The 15,394-nt window shown below is 41.9% G+C and carries 18 protein-coding genes and 1 riboswitch; of the genes, 7 read left to right on the top strand and 11 right to left on the bottom strand.

Going from position 1 to position 15,394, the window contains the following annotated elements:
- Window positions 1-110: 110 nt before the first annotated feature.
- Together AXI57_RS16205 and AXI57_RS16200 are read left to right on the top strand one after the other, a co-directional pair.
- Complete coding sequence (locus tag AXI57_RS16205; protein WP_010788441.1) at window positions 111-296, top strand: YkvS family protein; 186 nt, start codon at window positions 111-113, stop codon at window positions 294-296.
- Between the two features lie 134 nt (window positions 297-430).
- Window positions 431-946 carry a GNAT family N-acetyltransferase gene (locus tag AXI57_RS16200; RefSeq protein WP_061670685.1) on the top strand — a complete coding sequence of 172 codons (516 nt, stop codon included), beginning with the start codon at window positions 431-433 and terminating at the stop codon, window positions 944-946.
- A 20-nt stretch (window positions 947-966) separates the two neighbouring features.
- Here AXI57_RS16200 and AXI57_RS16195 read toward each other — a convergent pair whose 3' ends face one another.
- The 8 genes from AXI57_RS16195 to AXI57_RS16160 all read right to left on the bottom strand — a co-directional run bounded on the left by AXI57_RS16195 (window position 967) and on the right by AXI57_RS16160 (window position 7,426).
- The gene (locus tag AXI57_RS16195; RefSeq protein WP_174522094.1) at window positions 967-1,275 is read right to left on the bottom strand and encodes a DUF3219 family protein; all 309 of its coding nucleotides are present in this window, start codon (window positions 1,273-1,275) and stop codon (window positions 967-969) included.
- 102 nt (window positions 1,276-1,377) lie between these two features.
- Window positions 1,378-2,217 (bottom strand): STAS domain-containing protein, encoded by an 840-nt coding sequence (locus tag AXI57_RS16190; protein ID WP_061670683.1) that lies wholly within the window; start codon window positions 2,215-2,217, stop codon window positions 1,378-1,380.
- 307 nt (window positions 2,218-2,524) lie between these two features.
- Window positions 2,525-3,022, bottom strand: a complete 498-nt coding sequence (gene queF / locus AXI57_RS16185) for a preQ(1) synthase (RefSeq protein WP_003218613.1) — start codon at window positions 3,020-3,022, stop codon at window positions 2,525-2,527.
- Between the two features lie 17 nt (window positions 3,023-3,039).
- Window positions 3,040-3,771, bottom strand: coding sequence for a 7-carboxy-7-deazaguanine synthase QueE (gene queE / locus AXI57_RS16180; RefSeq protein WP_061670682.1), 732 nt, complete (start codon window positions 3,769-3,771; stop codon window positions 3,040-3,042).
- Window positions 3,764-4,204: a 6-carboxytetrahydropterin synthase QueD gene (gene queD / locus AXI57_RS16175; protein WP_003327304.1), complete on the bottom strand. Its 441-nt coding sequence runs from the start codon at window positions 4,202-4,204 to the stop codon at window positions 3,764-3,766. The genes queE and queD overlap by 8 nt, the downstream gene beginning before the upstream one ends.
- Window positions 4,205-4,864: a 7-cyano-7-deazaguanine synthase QueC gene (gene queC, locus AXI57_RS16170; RefSeq protein ID WP_061571400.1), complete on the bottom strand. Its 660-nt coding sequence runs from the start codon at window positions 4,862-4,864 to the stop codon at window positions 4,205-4,207. It abuts the gene before it with no gap.
- A 124-nt stretch (window positions 4,865-4,988) separates the two neighbouring features.
- A riboswitch (PreQ1 riboswitch) is annotated at window positions 4,989-5,033 on the bottom strand.
- 99 nt (window positions 5,034-5,132) lie between these two features.
- Window positions 5,133-6,278, bottom strand: a complete 1,146-nt coding sequence (locus AXI57_RS16165; protein WP_061670681.1) for a hypothetical protein — start codon at window positions 6,276-6,278, stop codon at window positions 5,133-5,135.
- A 113-nt stretch (window positions 6,279-6,391) separates the two neighbouring features.
- Window positions 6,392-7,426: a YkvI family membrane protein gene (locus AXI57_RS16160; protein ID WP_003327308.1), complete on the bottom strand. Its 1,035-nt coding sequence runs from the start codon at window positions 7,424-7,426 to the stop codon at window positions 6,392-6,394.
- 396 nt (window positions 7,427-7,822) lie between these two features.
- Between AXI57_RS16160 and clpE the strand changes: the two genes are divergently transcribed.
- The 3 genes from clpE to motB all read left to right on the top strand — a co-directional run bounded on the left by clpE (window position 7,823) and on the right by motB (window position 11,804).
- Window positions 7,823-9,925, top strand: coding sequence for an ATP-dependent protease ATP-binding subunit ClpE (gene clpE / locus AXI57_RS16155; RefSeq protein ID WP_061670680.1), 2,103 nt, complete (start codon window positions 7,823-7,825; stop codon window positions 9,923-9,925).
- Between the two features lie 303 nt (window positions 9,926-10,228).
- Window positions 10,229-11,044, top strand: a complete 816-nt coding sequence (gene motA / locus AXI57_RS16150; protein ID WP_003327311.1) for a flagellar motor stator protein MotA — start codon at window positions 10,229-10,231, stop codon at window positions 11,042-11,044.
- Complete coding sequence (gene motB / locus AXI57_RS16145; protein WP_003327312.1) at window positions 11,016-11,804, top strand: flagellar motor protein MotB; 789 nt, start codon at window positions 11,016-11,018, stop codon at window positions 11,802-11,804. The genes motA and motB overlap by 29 nt, the downstream gene beginning before the upstream one ends.
- A gap of 38 nt (window positions 11,805-11,842) precedes the next feature.
- Here motB and mhqR read toward each other — a convergent pair whose 3' ends face one another.
- Window positions 11,843-12,292, bottom strand: a complete 450-nt coding sequence (mhqR, locus tag AXI57_RS16140; RefSeq protein WP_003327313.1) for a MarR family transcriptional regulator MhqR — start codon at window positions 12,290-12,292, stop codon at window positions 11,843-11,845.
- Between the two features lie 207 nt (window positions 12,293-12,499).
- On the opposite strand from mhqR, the gene AXI57_RS16135 reads away from it, so the two are divergent.
- Window positions 12,500-14,017, top strand: coding sequence for an ATP-binding protein (locus AXI57_RS16135; RefSeq protein ID WP_141292132.1), 1,518 nt, complete (start codon window positions 12,500-12,502; stop codon window positions 14,015-14,017).
- A gap of 35 nt (window positions 14,018-14,052) precedes the next feature.
- On the opposite strand, the gene AXI57_RS16130 is transcribed toward AXI57_RS16135, so the two are convergent.
- On the bottom strand, window positions 14,053-14,484 hold the full coding sequence (locus tag AXI57_RS16130) for a hypothetical protein (protein WP_003327315.1): 432 nt from the start codon (window positions 14,482-14,484) through the stop codon (window positions 14,053-14,055).
- Between the two features lie 82 nt (window positions 14,485-14,566).
- Window positions 14,567-14,824 carry an aspartyl-phosphate phosphatase Spo0E gene (spo0E, locus tag AXI57_RS16125; protein ID WP_003327317.1) on the bottom strand — a complete coding sequence of 86 codons (258 nt, stop codon included), beginning with the start codon at window positions 14,822-14,824 and terminating at the stop codon, window positions 14,567-14,569.
- Between the two features lie 220 nt (window positions 14,825-15,044).
- On the opposite strand from spo0E, the gene AXI57_RS16120 reads away from it, so the two are divergent.
- The gene (locus tag AXI57_RS16120; RefSeq protein WP_061670678.1) at window positions 15,045-15,368 is read left to right on the top strand and encodes a YkvA family protein; all 324 of its coding nucleotides are present in this window, start codon (window positions 15,045-15,047) and stop codon (window positions 15,366-15,368) included.
- Window positions 15,369-15,394: the final 26 nt, after the last annotated feature.

The raw sequence follows: 15,394 nt of genomic DNA, 5'->3' as shown, positions 1-15,394 counted from the left end.
GCTGAGAGAACAATTACCACGGGAGATAAACCCCATATTGCTTTACTTCTTAAAGAAAATATTGCAAAATACTTTCAATAGGAATTATTATGTTAAAGGAGAGGAAGCTAGTGAAAATCGCAAAGGTTGGAAATGTCATTGAATTTAAAAATGGATTAACCGGTGTCGTCGAAAAGGTAAATGAAAATTCTGTTATCGTAGATGTTACCATTATGGATAACTATCGGGATTTGGAATTAGATTCACTCACAGTCGTCAATCACAAAAACTATAAGATTCTCAGAGACTCCTATTAACTTCTCCTTTTTCTTTACTGCAAATCAACTGAAACTGCACGACGAACCAAATAACACCTTACATATATCATAGCTTTCCCAAAAAGCTGCCTGGCCGGCAGCTTTTTCAACTTTCCCTTTGGAGGCTGACAGCTTTGGTTATTCGACCTGTTCTTCCCTCAGATGCAGATTCACTGCTTGCGCTGTTTAAGCAGCTTGATCAAGAAACGGATTTTATGCTGTACGAACCAAATGAGCGGACAACAACTTCTCTTCAGCAAAAAGCATTTATTGAATCTATCGGAAAAAAAAGAACTTCCGCTCTATTTATTTCCGTCTGCGGCGAGAAGCTAACCGGGTTTGTTCTTATAATCGGTTCTGCGGCCAACAGGCAAAAACACGTTGCCCGCATCGTCATCGGCGTTTTAAAAAATAACAGCGGACAAGGCACAGGTTCAAAGCTTCTTCAGCAAGCAATTGCCTTTGCAGAACAAAAACAATTGAAAAAGCTGGAGCTGACGGTTATGACACATAACAAACGGGCGGTACACCTTTACAAAAAGCACGGGTTTATAATAGAAGGCACTAGAAAAAAATCACTTATAATTTCCGGCGAATATGCGGATGAATATTTTATGGGGAAAGACTTAACAGAAGGTGATTCCGACTGAAACAAAAAAACGCCGCTCTGTTAAGTGGCGTTTTCCATTTCTGCTTCTGCCAGTTCCGTGATCTCGACAAAAAAATCACTGACCTTGTCTGCATGATAAAGGTTAGTCATGGACGTCGAGTAATTTGTGATCGTTCCCCAAAAGAGCACCTCTTGCTTCGGGACCTCTACCTTAAACGTCTGTTCATATAATAGAACAGCGATATCATGATACGCTTCGCTCGTGACCTTTAAGACAAATGAAATTTTATGTCTCTTTCGCCCGGATGCTTTTACTTCCTGATATTGACAGACCTTAAGCGGCACACTGTTTAACAGCAATGTGGTCACCATCGTCATCCCTCCCGTCTTGTAAAGGGCATCTTAACACACACACTTCCCGTTAACAATTGATCAGCATGATGCAAACAGACAGACGGCGGTTCACCCTTTCTACAACTTATCTTGTGTGAAACCTAATTCTTTCAGCGCCTGCTGCAGCGTTGCACGGGTTTTAATATCCCCAAAATCTAAGCCAAGACTCACAATCGTCTGGGCGATTTCCGGGTGGATTCCTGTAATCATTGCTTTTATACCCGTTAATCTTAAAGCATTCACAATATGAAAAATTTGATCGGCTACCATCGTATCAATAAGCGGCACGCCGGATACGTCTAAAATAATATGTTTCAGCTTCAGGCGGGCGCCCTCATTCAATGAAATGTCCATGATTAATTTTGCGCGGTGTGTATCAATTGCACCGACTAAGGGAATGACCGCTATTGTTTCGGCAACCGGCACCACTGTTACAGATAGTTCTTCAAGCGCAGTATAAGCAATTTTCATTAATCTATTGTTATGCTGCTCATATACTTCCCCGATAATGCTGCTGACCTTATCAAATAACGGGTCCAGCATTTTAGATACGTCAAGCATCGTAATGGCAGCAAACTTCCTTTGTTCTAATTCTTCCGTGAATACATTCCAAATAACGGTTCGGTAAAAAGAGATTGCTCTTAATGATTCACTCAATGATACATTAAGCCGTATGAACATTTCCCCAGTCTGTTTACTCCATTCCGAGATTCTTTCTGTGACTTCCTGCATATCCTGATACAACGCCTGGCCTAAATAAGTGATTAATTGTTCTCTATATGTAATTCCAGGAAGCGCTTGTCTGTCCTCTTCTAATCTGCGCCCTAAACTGTTTATCTCGATATCAGCAACATTCCGAGCCAAGGCTTCTTCATATTGCACGATTTTTTCCCCTATATATTTCAACTCGTCCTTCATTCGATTCAAATCCTCTCTTATTTGCCTATGTTAAATATAATATATCTGCCGGTAATTACAACTACAATACATAAAGATTTCCCAAACGCTTTACAAACATACGTTCGATACTTTATAATGAAACAGACGAGCTGCCATCCAGCACCCGTCTTGTAATGGCATAGCGACGAGCTGAATTCCCCAAATTCACTCGTCTTTTTTTACTCAGGTTCGATGGGTTTCAGTTGAAATTCAATACACATAAAAACCCCGCCTAAAAAGACGAGGTTGCGGTTTCACTATATACTCCGAATCATACATGCTTCAATCAACGATTATCAATCGTCTCCGGATACAAATCATGATTCATCATCCGGTACTCGGCCATCTTCTCATACTTCGTTCCCGGCTTTCCATAGTTGGTATACGGATCAATGGAAATTCCGCCTCTTGGAGTGAATTTCCCCCAAACTTCAATGTAGCGGGGGTCCATTAATTCAATCAAATCATTCATAATGATGTTCATGCAGTCTTCGTGGAAGTCTCCATGGTTTCTGAAGCTGAACAAGTACAGTTTTAATGATTTGCTTTCAACCATTTTTTCATCAGGAATGTAGCTGATATAAATCGTTGCAAAATCTGGCTGGCCTGTTTTCGGGCATAATGATGTAAATTCAGGACAATTGAATTTGACGAAATAATCGCGATTGACGTGCTTATTCGGGAAGGACTCCAGCACATCTGGCGCGTATTCGAATAAATAGTTTGTTCCTTGGTTTCCAAGCAGTGTGACACCTTCTAATTCTGATTCTTTTCTTGTCGTCATATTCCTCTTCCTTTCTATTAAACTCCGCGTTTGTTTCCCCATAACAGGGTGTGCAGCTGCGGAAGGACTCTGACAAGGTTAAGCTCCGCATCCGCGGCTACCTTATCAACGAGTGTTTCATATTTTCCAAGCAAATGAGTGATCAATGATTGATCGTCTGTTGTGTGCACATTATCATTTCCTACTTGTAAATAAAGCGGAATGTCAGGATAGCGCTTATGAACGGTTTTTGCGTAATCAAGATCTCTATCATTAAAAATGACAACCTTCAGACTGACCGCACGGAGCCTATTTTCGTCTTTTAGCGACGTCAGGATATGATCAAGCTTCTTAAAGTCAGTCGTCATTCCTGAACTCGGCGGTTTTGGAGAAATCGTCAGGTCATCAATCAAAGTGAACCACTCCTGATAGACCGTTCCTTGCGTTTCCAGAGCTGTGCGTATGTTTTGTTCCTTCAAAAGCGTGATAAACGAGTCAAGCTGCTTTAACAAGGCGGGGTTTCCGCCGGAAATGGTAACGTGGGAAAAGGCGTCTCCCCCAATTTCCTTTAGTTCAGAATAAATATCCTCCGCTGTCATCCAGCGTATATCTTTTTTCGCCGATCCGTCCCACGTGAAGGCCGAGTCACACCAGCTGCATGAATAGTCACAGCCGGCGGTGCGGACAAACATGGTTTTCTGTCCGATGACCATGCCTTCCCCTTGTATCGTCGGGCCAAAAATTTCTAAAACGGGAATTCCTTTAGCCATTCAAACCACCCTTTTTCGGACGGTAGACACAGTAGCTTGTCGGTGTTTCTCTGACAAATACCTGGACGCAGGCCGGTTTATTTGCAAGTGTTTCTAAATAGGATTGAACCTTATTATAAATGGTTTTAGCCACTACTTCTGTAGTCGGCAGGGAATACGGATCATCGTTCGAAAATTCATCATGATCATTTAATAACGTATGATCATATGACCCGTGCACCAATTTTTTCAGCACACTGAAATTAACAAGAAAACCTGAATCGTCCAGTTCATCCCCGGCTACGGTAATATTAACGGTATACGTATGCCCATGAACTCTGCTGCATGCGCCCGCACTTTCTCTTGGAATAAAATGCGCCGCAGAAATATGCATGTCTTTATTCAGTTCAAATGAATAAGGGTGCTGGGCCTGTGGATAAATTTGAGAAATCAATTACTTCCGCTCCCCTTTCATTTCCATATATTCTTCATAGCCTTTATTGCGAAGCAAACATGCCGGACATTCGCCGCAGCCGTCCGCAATAATGCCGTTGTAGCAAGTCAGTGTATTGTTTTTTACAAAATCAAGCGCGCCAAGCTCATCGGCAAGCTTCCAAGTTTCCGCTTTATTCAGCCACATCAGCGGTGTATGAATGACAAACGGTTTCTCCATCGCCAAGTTGACTGTAACATTGCATGATTTTACGAATTCATCGCGGCAATCAGGATATCCGCTGAAGTCTGTTTCACAAACGCCTGTAATGATATGGCGCGCTCCGATTTGATAAGCGAGTATAGAGGCGAAAGATAAGAATACAAGGTTGCGCCCCGGAACAAACGTCGATGGAAGCTCGCCGTCCTTGGCTTCAATCTCGATGTCATCTCTTGTCAAGGCGTTCGGTGCAAGCTGATTTAACAATGACATATCAAGCAGATGATTTTTCACACCAAGCTCTTCTGCAATAGCTTTCGCCACGTCAATTTCCTGCTGATGCCGCTGATTATAATGAAACGTCACGGTTTCTACTTCTTCAAATTCCTTTAAAGCCCACAGTAAGCATGTGGTGCTGTCTTGTCCTCCGCTAAACACAACGATTGCTTTTTCTTTTTTCATAATTCCTCTCCTTCTCCGTAAATAAATCTGAGCGAGAGACAGCACGGTTTTCCAATAAAAAAGCACCTTTTCTATGGAAAGGCGCCCTAAAAAACATAAAAAAGACCGTATCCAAGGATACAGTTCGTCCTTAGTTTTTTATAGAGGGTGTAGCTAGAACCTCTCCCGCATGATGTACGGATTTTCTTCAATTTTTTCACTTATGCTATCTTACCATAATGATGTTTTTATTGACAATAAAAAAAAGACAGCTTAAGAGAAGCCTGTCTTATTTTTTCGCTTCTTTTCTATTCTTAAAAGGGAAAAACATAATCATGAGACCAAAAAGCACAAAAAGCGCCGGCCAATACACGGACATTGATAAAGCCCATTGATATGTAACAATAAAGCAAAGAGCAGTTAGAACAAGGATAGTGATCGGGATGAAAAGTTCATTCCTCCTGCCGCCAAACAGCCATAGCTCAAACAGGCCTAATGCAACGGCTAATAAATAGACGGGCCAGGTTACACCTGCATAAGCCCAATCAGTCGATGTTTCAAAGAAAAACAAGCAGCCCGATACGAGCAGAATGCCGCCGGGCACAAGCATGCCCGCTTTTTCCTTGATGTGTTTTGAGCTGAAGACCGCCGCATGAAATACAATAGAGATGACAATCAGCACAGCCGGCCACATCTCTTCATACGCTTCTTCATTATAATAGCTAAGTACACTGGAAGTTCCAATAAGCAAAATGATGCCGATTGAAATCAACAAGCCTTTTTTCCTTCCGCCAAACAGCCATAATTCAAACAATCCAAAAGCTGCAGCAAAAATGTAAGCCGGCCATGTGATTTCTGAATAGGCCCAGTTCACAGACGTTTCAAATACAAACAAACAGCTCAATACGAGCAAAATGCCGCCGGGTAACAAAAGTCCTACTCTCCGTTTTCCATGACGAAATGCACTGGCATGAAGCGCAATTGATATGATGAACAGACCGGCAGGCCAAACACTTTTAAAAAACACGCCGCCAAACAGGCCGCCGAAGCTGACAGCTCCAATGAAAGTGAGTATGCCGGCCGGTATCAAAAGCTGCGCTTGTTTTCCGCCGAACAGCCACAGTTCGAATAACCCCAATGCCGGTGCGAGTAGGTATACAGGCCAAGTCATGCCGGAATACACCCAACCTGTTGACGTTTCGAAAAAAAATAAACAGCCGAGCACAAAGGTAATGCCGCCAGGGACAAGCAAACCTGCTTTATCCGGCCGTTTTCCGGTAAACACAAAACCAGCGTGAAAACCGACGGCAAGAATAATAAAAATGACAGGCCATATCGAGGAAGCGGATAAATGGATGAAACCCGTCATTTGCATGAAGAAAATAATTCCGATAAAGATCAAAAACAGCCCAAAAAGAAAACGGCGCTCTTTCATATTAAAAACTCCTTTCATAACTTTCCAGCTCATTATACGTGATATTTTACTCACATTGAGGAAAAGAAAGGAACAATTTATAAAAAAGTAAGATTTAATATCGAGCAACAGGCTTATTTTTGAGGAATTTTTTTATACACAAGGGCTCCGATAAATGCAAGGCTCACATAACCGAATAGCGGATAAATCGTTGATATCAGTTTTCCGTAGCCAATTTGACTGGTCAAGTAAGCCGTAAGCATAATACCGGCAAATATATATTTGCTTTTTATATGAAGAAAGCTCTTCATTTGCTTTTCCAGCCCATACAAATTTCCAATAACCGAAGTGAAAACTTCGCCAAAAATAATAAACAAATAGATGATGTGTACTGAACGGGCAACTAAGAAAACCACTTGAGCCATTGGGATATCGTATAATAAAACATCCGGCAGAACTGAGAGAGACAAAAAACTTGCCGCAAGCACCATTGTCAGCATGACCCCGCCAAGCAAAGCCCCTTTTTTGATCACCCGCTCGGAGGGAATCTCATTAGCCAGCGGGACAAGAACAGCCTGTGCCAGCGACAGGTTTAAAGCGCCGTAAGACACTGCGGACAAAAGCCAGTCCCATTTGTGCGGCCATACCCATTCAACAGCGCTCCTCGTCTCACTAAAAATAAAAGAATCGGCCACGACAATCATGGAAAATAAAATCAGCAGCGGGACAACAAATACATTAACACCGAATATTCCTTTAACTCCCGTTGTCATGACAAACAGGCTTAATCCGATTGTGATCAGCATGCCTACCTGGGTGGACATGCCAAGCTGTTCCTCAAAAATCGCCCCGGCCCCAGACAGCATGACAGAAGTGACGCCAAGCAGCACAAATAGCATAAACACATTGATAACTCGTCCGGCCTGGGCGCCGAACAAATAAATGTTCATTTCTTGATAAGACTTCGCATTGATCCGTTTAGAAATAATCATCATCTTGGCACCTAGAAACGTAAACATTCCCCCGCTTACTAAGATTCCGAACAGACCGGGCCAGCCAAATTTCAAAAAGAACTCAACAATTTCCCTTCCGGTGGCAAAACCCGCGCCCACTACCGTCCCTACATATACAAATGCAAGTTGACATGCAGATCCTTTTGATTGTCCCATCGCTTCCCTCCGCACCAACCACAAATTTATTCCGCATCATTCTTTATACCCTATGAGACAAGTTCCTTGAAAAGAAGAAAAAATGATGTTTTACTGTATAAACCAGCTGAAATCACCAGTAAGCAAAAAGCTTGAAAGACGAAAAAAGTCCGAGTATACTAATAATCAAAGATGGTCAAACAATAGACCTTTTTTCTTCATCTATTTGGTCAAAAATAGTCAAACTCTACTTCTTGTTTATCTTGGCTAAAACGGCTGACATTTGGATGGAAGCAAAAAGCTTGAAAGTCAAAAAAGGTCAGAGTATACTATTAGTCAAAGTTGGTCAAATAACAGACCTTTTTTTCTCATTCATTTGGTCAAAGATAATCAAACTTTCTAAGGAGGTTTTGGCAAATGCGTTGTCAACACTGTCAGAAAAACGAGGCGACGATTCGCCTTAACATGCAGATCAATTCCGTTCAAAAACAACTGGTTTTATGTGAAACTTGTTATACAGAATTAACCCGTAAACCATCTATGAGCATGGGGCCGCAATCTTTCGGCTTTCCATTTGAACAAGGTTTCTTTCAACAAAAAGATCAAGCCGCACAACAATCCGGCGGGAAAAAAGGATTGCTTGATGAACTGGCCCAAAATGTCACAAACGGTGCGAGAGCGGGACTCATTGACCCTGTAATCGGACGCGATGATGAAGTGGCGCGGGTGATTGAAATATTAAACCGCCGAAATAAAAATAATCCGGTTCTCATCGGGGAACCCGGTGTAGGTAAAACGGCGATTGCAGAAGGGCTCGCTCTCAAAATCGCAGAAGGCGATGTTCCGAATAAATTAAAAAACAAAGAGCTATATTTGCTTGATGTTGCCTCGCTTGTCGCCAATACCGGTATCAGAGGGCAATTTGAAGAAAGAATGAAACAGCTGATCACCGAACTGAAAGAGCGTAAAAATGTTATTCTTTTCATCGATGAAATCCATCTTCTCGTCGGTGCAGGCTCTGCCGAAGGATCAATGGATGCCGGCAATATATTGAAACCGGCTCTTGCCAGAGGCGAGCTGCAAGTCATCGGAGCAACGACATTAAAAGAGTACCGTCAAATAGAAAAAGATGCAGCGCTGGAAAGACGTTTTCAGCCTGTTATGGTGCAGGAGCCTTCCATTGATCAGGCGATCAGCATCCTAAAAGGTATTAAAGATAAATATGAAGCATATCACGGCGTCACATTCAGTGATGAAGCGATCAAAGCTTGTGTCACTTTATCGTCCCGCTATATTCAGGACCGCCATCTGCCGGATAAAGCCATTGACCTGTTAGACGAAGCCGGATCAAAGGCAAATCTTCTAATTGATGAGATGAATCACGAGGATGCAGCTGCACGGCTGACTGCTATCGAGGCAGAGAAAGCAAAAGCGCTTGAAGAAGAAAACTACGAACTGGCTGCAAAGCTTCGCGACGAAGAAGAGGCACTTGAGGAAAAACTCAAAACATCGTCTGCCCGTTCAGCTATTACAGTGAACGCTGAGCACATTCAAGACATCGTAGAACAAAAAACAGGCATTCCAGTCGGAAAACTGCAATCTGATGAACAAACAAAAATGAAAGAACTTGAAGCAAAACTTCATGAACGTGTCATCGGACAGGAAGCGGCCGTTCAAAAAGTGGCAAAAGCGGTAAGAAGAAGCCGCGCCGGACTGAAGTCAAAAAACAGACCTGTCGGAACGTTTCTCTTTGTAGGCCCGACAGGCGTAGGGAAAACCGAGCTTTCTAAAACACTTGCAGATGAGTTATTCGGTACGAAAGACTCCATTATCCGTCTAGATATGAGTGAGTATATGGAAAAACACGCTGTATCTAAAATCATCGGTTCACCGCCAGGATACGTCGGACATGATGAAGCCGGTCAATTAACTGAAAAAGTGCGCCGCAATCCATACAGCATCGTTTTGCTGGACGAGATTGAAAAGGCTCATCCGGACGTACAGCATATGTTCCTGCAAATCATGGAAGACGGACGCTTAACCGACAGCCAGGGCAGAACAGTGAGCTTTAAAGACACCGTCATTATTATGACAAGCAATGCGGGAACTGGCGAAAAACAGGTAAAAGTCGGTTTTCAATCAGAAGAATCGGCCATTAAAGAACAAACACTGATTGATTCACTCAGCATGTTTTTCAAACCTGAATTTTTAAACCGTTTCGACAGCATTATCGAATTCCATGCTCTCCAAAAAGAGCATCTGGTCAAAATCGTCACTCTGCTTTTAAGCGAGCTTGAAGAAACATTGGCAGAACGCGAAATCGACTTACACGTCACAAATGAAGCAAAAGAAAAAATTGCGGAGCTTGGCTACCATCCTGCATTCGGCGCACGTCCGCTCAGAAGAACCATTCAAGAATCGATTGAGGATGAAATGACAGATCTGCTGCTGGAAGATTCTCACATTAAAGGTTTTAACGTGATTGTGGAAGATAACAGCATTAAAGTACAAGCAAAATAAAAAAGAACGGTTTCCGTTAAAGGAAACCGTTCTTTTTTTGCAAACTCCATCCCTCGCCCTGACAGAATTTAAAGCCCCCTGCCTCCCTCCTTTACACTTTCAGGTTTATATATGATGAACAATTTTGTTTACTATTATATGAAGAAAGACTGCAGGCTTTTCGTTATTGAAAAACCCGCTTTTTTCGTGAGGAAGCCGCGTTCATGAATAAATCATGAACAATTTCTCAATCTCCCTAAAGTTCCAAGCACCCGTACCGATATTAACCATAGACAAGCTAGTATAAAGGATTTGGTGAAAATTATGGATAAAACATCGATTATCGGAATCATTCTCGCTTTTGTCGCATTGAGTGTGGGCATGGTCATGAAAGGTGTCAGTTTAAGCGCCTTAGCCAACCCCGCGGCTATTTTAATTATTATTTTCGGAACCATCTCTGCGGTTGTCATCGCGTTCCCTTCCAGAGAAATCAAAAAGGTTCCAACGCTATTCCGTGTACTTTTTAAGGAAAACAAACAGCTTACCGTTGAGCAGCTGATCCCCATGTTTTCTGACTGGGCGCAGATTGCAAGACGTGAAGGCCTTCTTGCTTTAGAAGCCAGTATCGAAGAAGTTGATGACGCTTTTTTAAAGAACGGGCTGAGCATGGCAGTAGACGGACAAAGCGCTGAATTTATCAGAGATATTATGACAGAGGAAGTCGAAGCCATGGAAGAAAGGCATCAAACCGGCGCAAGCATTTTTACCCAAGCCGGTACATATGCTCCGACACTCGGCGTTCTCGGTGCAGTTGTCGGGCTCATCGCAGCTCTTTCCCATATGGACAACACAGATGAACTAGGGCATGCCATAAGCGCCGCATTCGTCGCGACCCTGCTCGGAATATTTACAGGCTATGTGTTATGGCATCCCTTCGCCAATAAATTAAAACGGAAATCAAAACAAGAAGTGAAACTCCGTGAAATCATGATTGAAGGCGTACTCTCGGTTTTAGAGGGGCAGGCACCGAAAGTAATTGAGCAAAAGCTTTTAATGTATCTTCCTGCAAAAGATCGTGCGAAATTCGCGGCACAAGAAGGAGAGGCAGAAAATGGCGAGAAAAAAGAAGAAGAAGCATGAGGACGAGCATGTTGATGAGTCATGGCTGGTGCCATATGCCGACATCCTCACACTTCTCTTAGCATTATTTATTGTGCTGTTTGCAAGCAGCTCAGTCGATGCGGCCAAATTCAAAATGCTTTCTAAATCTTTCAATGAAGTTTTTACCGGCGGTACAGGCGTGATGGATTATTCAAGCGTCACACCGCCTGAAAGTGAACAGCAAGGAATTGACCAGCTGGAAGATGAGAAGAAAAAGAAGAAAGAAAAACAAGAAGCAGCAGATAAAACGGCTGACCAAGAAGAACTCGAAAATGTTGAAAAACAGGTGAAGCAATTTATAAAAGATAAAAAGCTGGAAAATCAGCTTGAGACAAAGCTGACAGATGAAGGTCTTTTAATTACGATTAAAGACAGTATCTTTTTTGATTCGGGAAAAGCTACAATCCGGGAGCAAGACATCCCACTCGCAGAAGAAATCTCGGATCTTCTGGTGCTGAATCCTCCAAGGAATATCATCATCAGCGGACATACGGATAATATGCCGATTAAAAATTCACAGTTTCAATCCAACTGGCACTTAAGCGTCATGAGAGCGGTCAACTTTATGGGCCTTCTCATTGAAAATCCAAAGCTGGATGCAAAAGTCTTCAGCGCAAAAGGCTTTGGTGAATATAAGCCGGTCGCAACCAACGATACAGCGGAAGGCAGAAGCAAAAACAGACGTGTAGAAGTTTTAATTCTGCCAAGAGGAGCCACTGTCTCAAATAACGAAGAATAGGAAAAAGGAAGCCTTGTCATATCCGAGGCTTCCTTTTTTTACTTGTTACGAAAATGTTTTGCGTTTAAGCCTACCCTTTTTAGCATTTCAGTGCACATTTCCTTCTCCTCTTCACTCAGCACGCTGATCATCTCATGGATTTCAGCAGCGTGGCCGGGAAAAATATCATTCAAAAGATGGATACCTTTTTCCGTAATCTGTGCAAATGTGACCCTTCTGTCAGTAGGTGATGCTTTTCGTGTAAGAAGTTCTTTTTGTTCCAGCTTGTCTACGACATATGTGATACTTCCGCTGGCTAATAAAATTTTGTCGCCGATTTGCTGGAGCGGCTGATCGCCTTTGTGGTACAAGAGCTCTAGTACGGCAAATTCAGTCGGATTCAGGCCATGCTTATGAATATGTTTATTCATATGGTCATTAATAGAACGATAAGCACGTGATAATACAATAAATAGTTTAAGTGATTTTTCTGAAGCTTTTTGTGTCATATCTAATCATCCTTTTACAAAAGAAACCGTTACAGAGAAACATTAATAAACAAACACAAAAAAGTCAACAAAAAACCTTCCAAAATTTCACTTCTTTTGTAGTTCGCTTATATCATGGGCTGTAACTATATATTTTTCTAAGTATTTTGGTTATTTTTTCTTATTAAAGCAGTATAAACAATGATATAATACCCCTATTCAGGTGTTATGTTGGAGCGATGCAAAATGAAAATAATGAAAGGTCCCTGGGCAAAGATCAAACTTTATTTGGTTTTAGTGATGATTCCTGCATTAATTATAAGCTTTTTCGTTTATGAAAAGGAAAAAGAAACTATAGCCGCAAAACACAAACAGACGGCCAGTATGATGCTGAACCTTCACCGCAATAAATTAAATTATCTGATTGGGGAAACCAAAGCAAGAATGACTTCCCTGTCTATCGCAATTGATAAACCAATTGATCCTAAAAAAATGCAAGATATATTGGACAAGACCTTCGATTCCGAGCCGAGGTTTTCCGGATTATATATACTGAACGCAAAAGGTGATGTGACTGTCAGCACCACTGAGCTGAAAACAAAGGTGAACCTGGCAGACAGATATTTTTTCGAAAAAGCCAAAGAATCTAAAAAGACGGTTATTACAGATGATTATGCCAGCAGAATTACCGGCCAGCGGATCTTTACGATCTGTGTTCCCGTATTAGATGCAGACAATAAGGTCACCGATTATATAGTGGCAGCCATACAGATTGATTACATCAAAAACATTATAAACATGTTAAGCCCTGATGTGTATATCGAAATACAGAACCAAAATGACAAACTTATTTTCACAAGCGGATCGGGCCAGCATTCACAGCACGAGAAGGCGGTCAGCGGGTATTTAGATGACATCAACTGGAATATTAAAGTATATCCAAAGCCTGTCGAGCTTGAGGAACTGACGAAAAGCCTCTTGCTCCCTCTTTCGAGTATTATCGTACTGCTGAATATTTTATTTATTCTCGTTCAGTACATCTTGCTTAAGCGGCGGACACAGCTTGAACGCGCTGAGAATGAGGCTCAAAAACTGGAGCTTATCGGAACTCTCGCTGCAAGCACAGCCCATGAAATCCGCAACCCGCTTACAGGCATCAGCGGATTCATCCAGCTTTTGCAAAAAAAGTATAAAAGCGAAGAAGACCAGCTGTATTTCTCCATTATTGAGCAGGAGATCAAAAGGATCAATCAAATCGTGAGCGAGTTTCTTGTTCTCGGCAAACCGACCGCTGAAAAATGGGAGCTCAACTCCCTGCAGGATATTTTCAATGAAATTATGCCGATCATTTATTCTGAAGGGAATTTATACAATGTGGAAGTAGAGCTTACGTTTTTAACCGATAAGCCGTTATATGTAAAATGTACAAAAGACCATATGAAACAGGTCATCTTAAATGTGGCGAAAAACTCGCTTGAATCCATGCAAGATGGCGGCAAATTATCAATATCTTTAGGGGCCGCTGATCAGAAGGCCATTATAAAAGTCATTGATAATGGCGAAGGTATATCGAAAGAAATGCTGGAACACATTTTCCTTCCGTTTGTGACCTCTAAGGAGAAAGGAACCGGTCTGGGCCTTGTTGTATGTAAACGTATCGTATTGATGTACGGAGGCACGATTACCATTGACAGTGAGCTTCGAAAAGGAACTGAGGTAACCATTACTCTTCCGGTCACCAACTAAATGAAAAACCCTCTGACAATCAGAGGGTCTTTCATTTATCTGCGGAAGCGCGAATGCCTGTCTGTGTTTTTGGCCGCTCCCCCTTTAAACACTTTTTTGACTGATGCAAGCAATCCTTTTAAGATCATCAAAATGATAAAGAAGATCAGAAAGCCCTTCAGTCCCTCAGCCGCATCTTGAAACTCCATATTTCCCCGCCCCGTCACTTTCTGCTGCAATTCAATGGCAAACACGATCACAAATAAGACGGTTAACGTGTAGATAAAAGACAAAGCTGTAACGCTCCATTTAGAGAGCCATTTAAACACGGCTTGAGTCAGTCCGAAAAAAAGAATGCCAAATAATCCGATGACCCAAAAGTGCATCTGTTTATCTGTTAAATTCAAGCCGAGCATCTCACATAAGGAAATAAATACATCATGGAAACGGTTGATTAATTCGGTAATGAAAATCGTAAGCTCTTTCATCAGTTCCCTCTTTCAAATGGAATTCACCAGAAAAAAAGAGCGCCGCAGCAGCTCTCTTTATTATATGAATAGGATCGTGCGTCTATTTATTTGCTTCATACGCAGGCATAACATCGGCGCGGGACCATAAGCCTAGTTTCTTTACAAAGCCCTGTATTCCTTGAGAAGGCTCTTTTTCCTGCATCAGCTGATGGTACTCGTTCATCAGACAATCCAGTTCCTGACTGTGTCTGATTGTGTCATACCCTGTAAATCCTTGCTTCTTAGCGGCATCTATCATTAATTTTCTTTTTTCATCAATAGACACCAGCAATTTTTCTTTTTCAGAATATCTACCCATTCACTTCACCCCTCGCCGCTAAAAGAATAGGAAACAAGTTTGTTTGGGTTCTTGAGCATTATTACAGATTATACTTTATTTGTAAACATATTTTCATTAAATATCTTTATATTTTCATTTATAGTAGATATATTGATAGGATTAAGAGAATAATACCCATACGGCAGATATGCTAAACACACATTTGCCTAAATTAGGTAACCAGCAGGAGGGAATTGTTATGCGGAAAAACAGAGCGCTTATGCTTGGGGGAACAGGCGGCAAAATGATGTTAAAAAAGAAAGACCGCAAAAAAGCGATAAATACCGTTACGCTTTTTTTCCAAATGATAAGAGATTGGAAACATGGACGATATCATCGTTCACCGTTTAAAGCTTTTGTACTTGTGGGCGTCGCTTTCCTTTATATTGTGTCTCCCATCGACTTCATTCCCGACGTTATTTTGGGGCTCGGCCTGATAGACGATGCCGCGGTCATTGGAATCATCTGGACGCTATTAAAAAAGGAAATCTCCTTATATGAGCAATGGCAGTCCTTGAACTAAAAAACCCCGTTTGTAAAAGCGGGGTT

The organism is Bacillus atrophaeus, from assembly GCF_001584335.1.
In the GTDB taxonomy this organism is placed as follows: domain Bacteria; phylum Bacillota; class Bacilli; order Bacillales; family Bacillaceae; genus Bacillus; species Bacillus atrophaeus.
Note: the sequence above shows the minus strand (reverse complement) of the source record. Positions and strands in the feature narration are given on the sequence as shown.

Excerpts from the sequence above, each read along its gene's own strand:
- queE (WP_061670682.1), bottom strand. The coding sequence starts at position 3,771 with ATGGCTAAAGGAATTCCCGTTTTAGAAATTTTTGGCCCGACGATACAA.
- AXI57_RS16160 (WP_003327308.1), bottom strand. The coding sequence starts at position 7,426 with ATGGGACAATCAAAAGGATCTGCATGTCAACTTGCATTTGTATATGTA.
- motB (WP_003327312.1), top strand. The coding sequence starts at position 11,016 with ATGGCGAGAAAAAAGAAGAAGAAGCATGAGGACGAGCATGTTGATGAG.
- AXI57_RS16165 (WP_061670681.1), bottom strand. The coding sequence starts at position 6,278 with ATGAAAGAGCGCCGTTTTCTTTTTGGGCTGTTTTTGATCTTTATCGGA.
- AXI57_RS16120 (WP_061670678.1), top strand. The coding sequence starts at position 15,045 with ATGCGGAAAAACAGAGCGCTTATGCTTGGGGGAACAGGCGGCAAAATG.
- clpE (WP_061670680.1), top strand. The coding sequence starts at position 7,823 with ATGCGTTGTCAACACTGTCAGAAAAACGAGGCGACGATTCGCCTTAAC.
- AXI57_RS16130 (WP_003327315.1), bottom strand. The coding sequence starts at position 14,484 with ATGAAAGAGCTTACGATTTTCATTACCGAATTAATCAACCGTTTCCAT.
- mhqR (WP_003327313.1), bottom strand. The coding sequence starts at position 12,292 with ATGACACAAAAAGCTTCAGAAAAATCACTTAAACTATTTATTGTATTA.
- queF (WP_003218613.1), bottom strand. The coding sequence starts at position 3,022 with ATGACGACAAGAAAAGAATCAGAATTAGAAGGTGTCACACTGCTTGGA.
- motA (WP_003327311.1), top strand. The coding sequence starts at position 10,229 with ATGGATAAAACATCGATTATCGGAATCATTCTCGCTTTTGTCGCATTG.
- AXI57_RS16190 (WP_061670683.1), bottom strand. The coding sequence starts at position 2,217 with ATGAAGGACGAGTTGAAATATATAGGGGAAAAAATCGTGCAATATGAA.
- queC (WP_061571400.1), bottom strand. The coding sequence starts at position 4,864 with ATGAAAAAAGAAAAAGCAATCGTTGTGTTTAGCGGAGGACAAGACAGC.
- AXI57_RS16135 (WP_141292132.1), top strand. The coding sequence starts at position 12,500 with ATGTTGGAGCGATGCAAAATGAAAATAATGAAAGGTCCCTGGGCAAAG.
- spo0E (WP_003327317.1), bottom strand. The coding sequence starts at position 14,824 with ATGGGTAGATATTCTGAAAAAGAAAAATTGCTGGTGTCTATTGATGAA.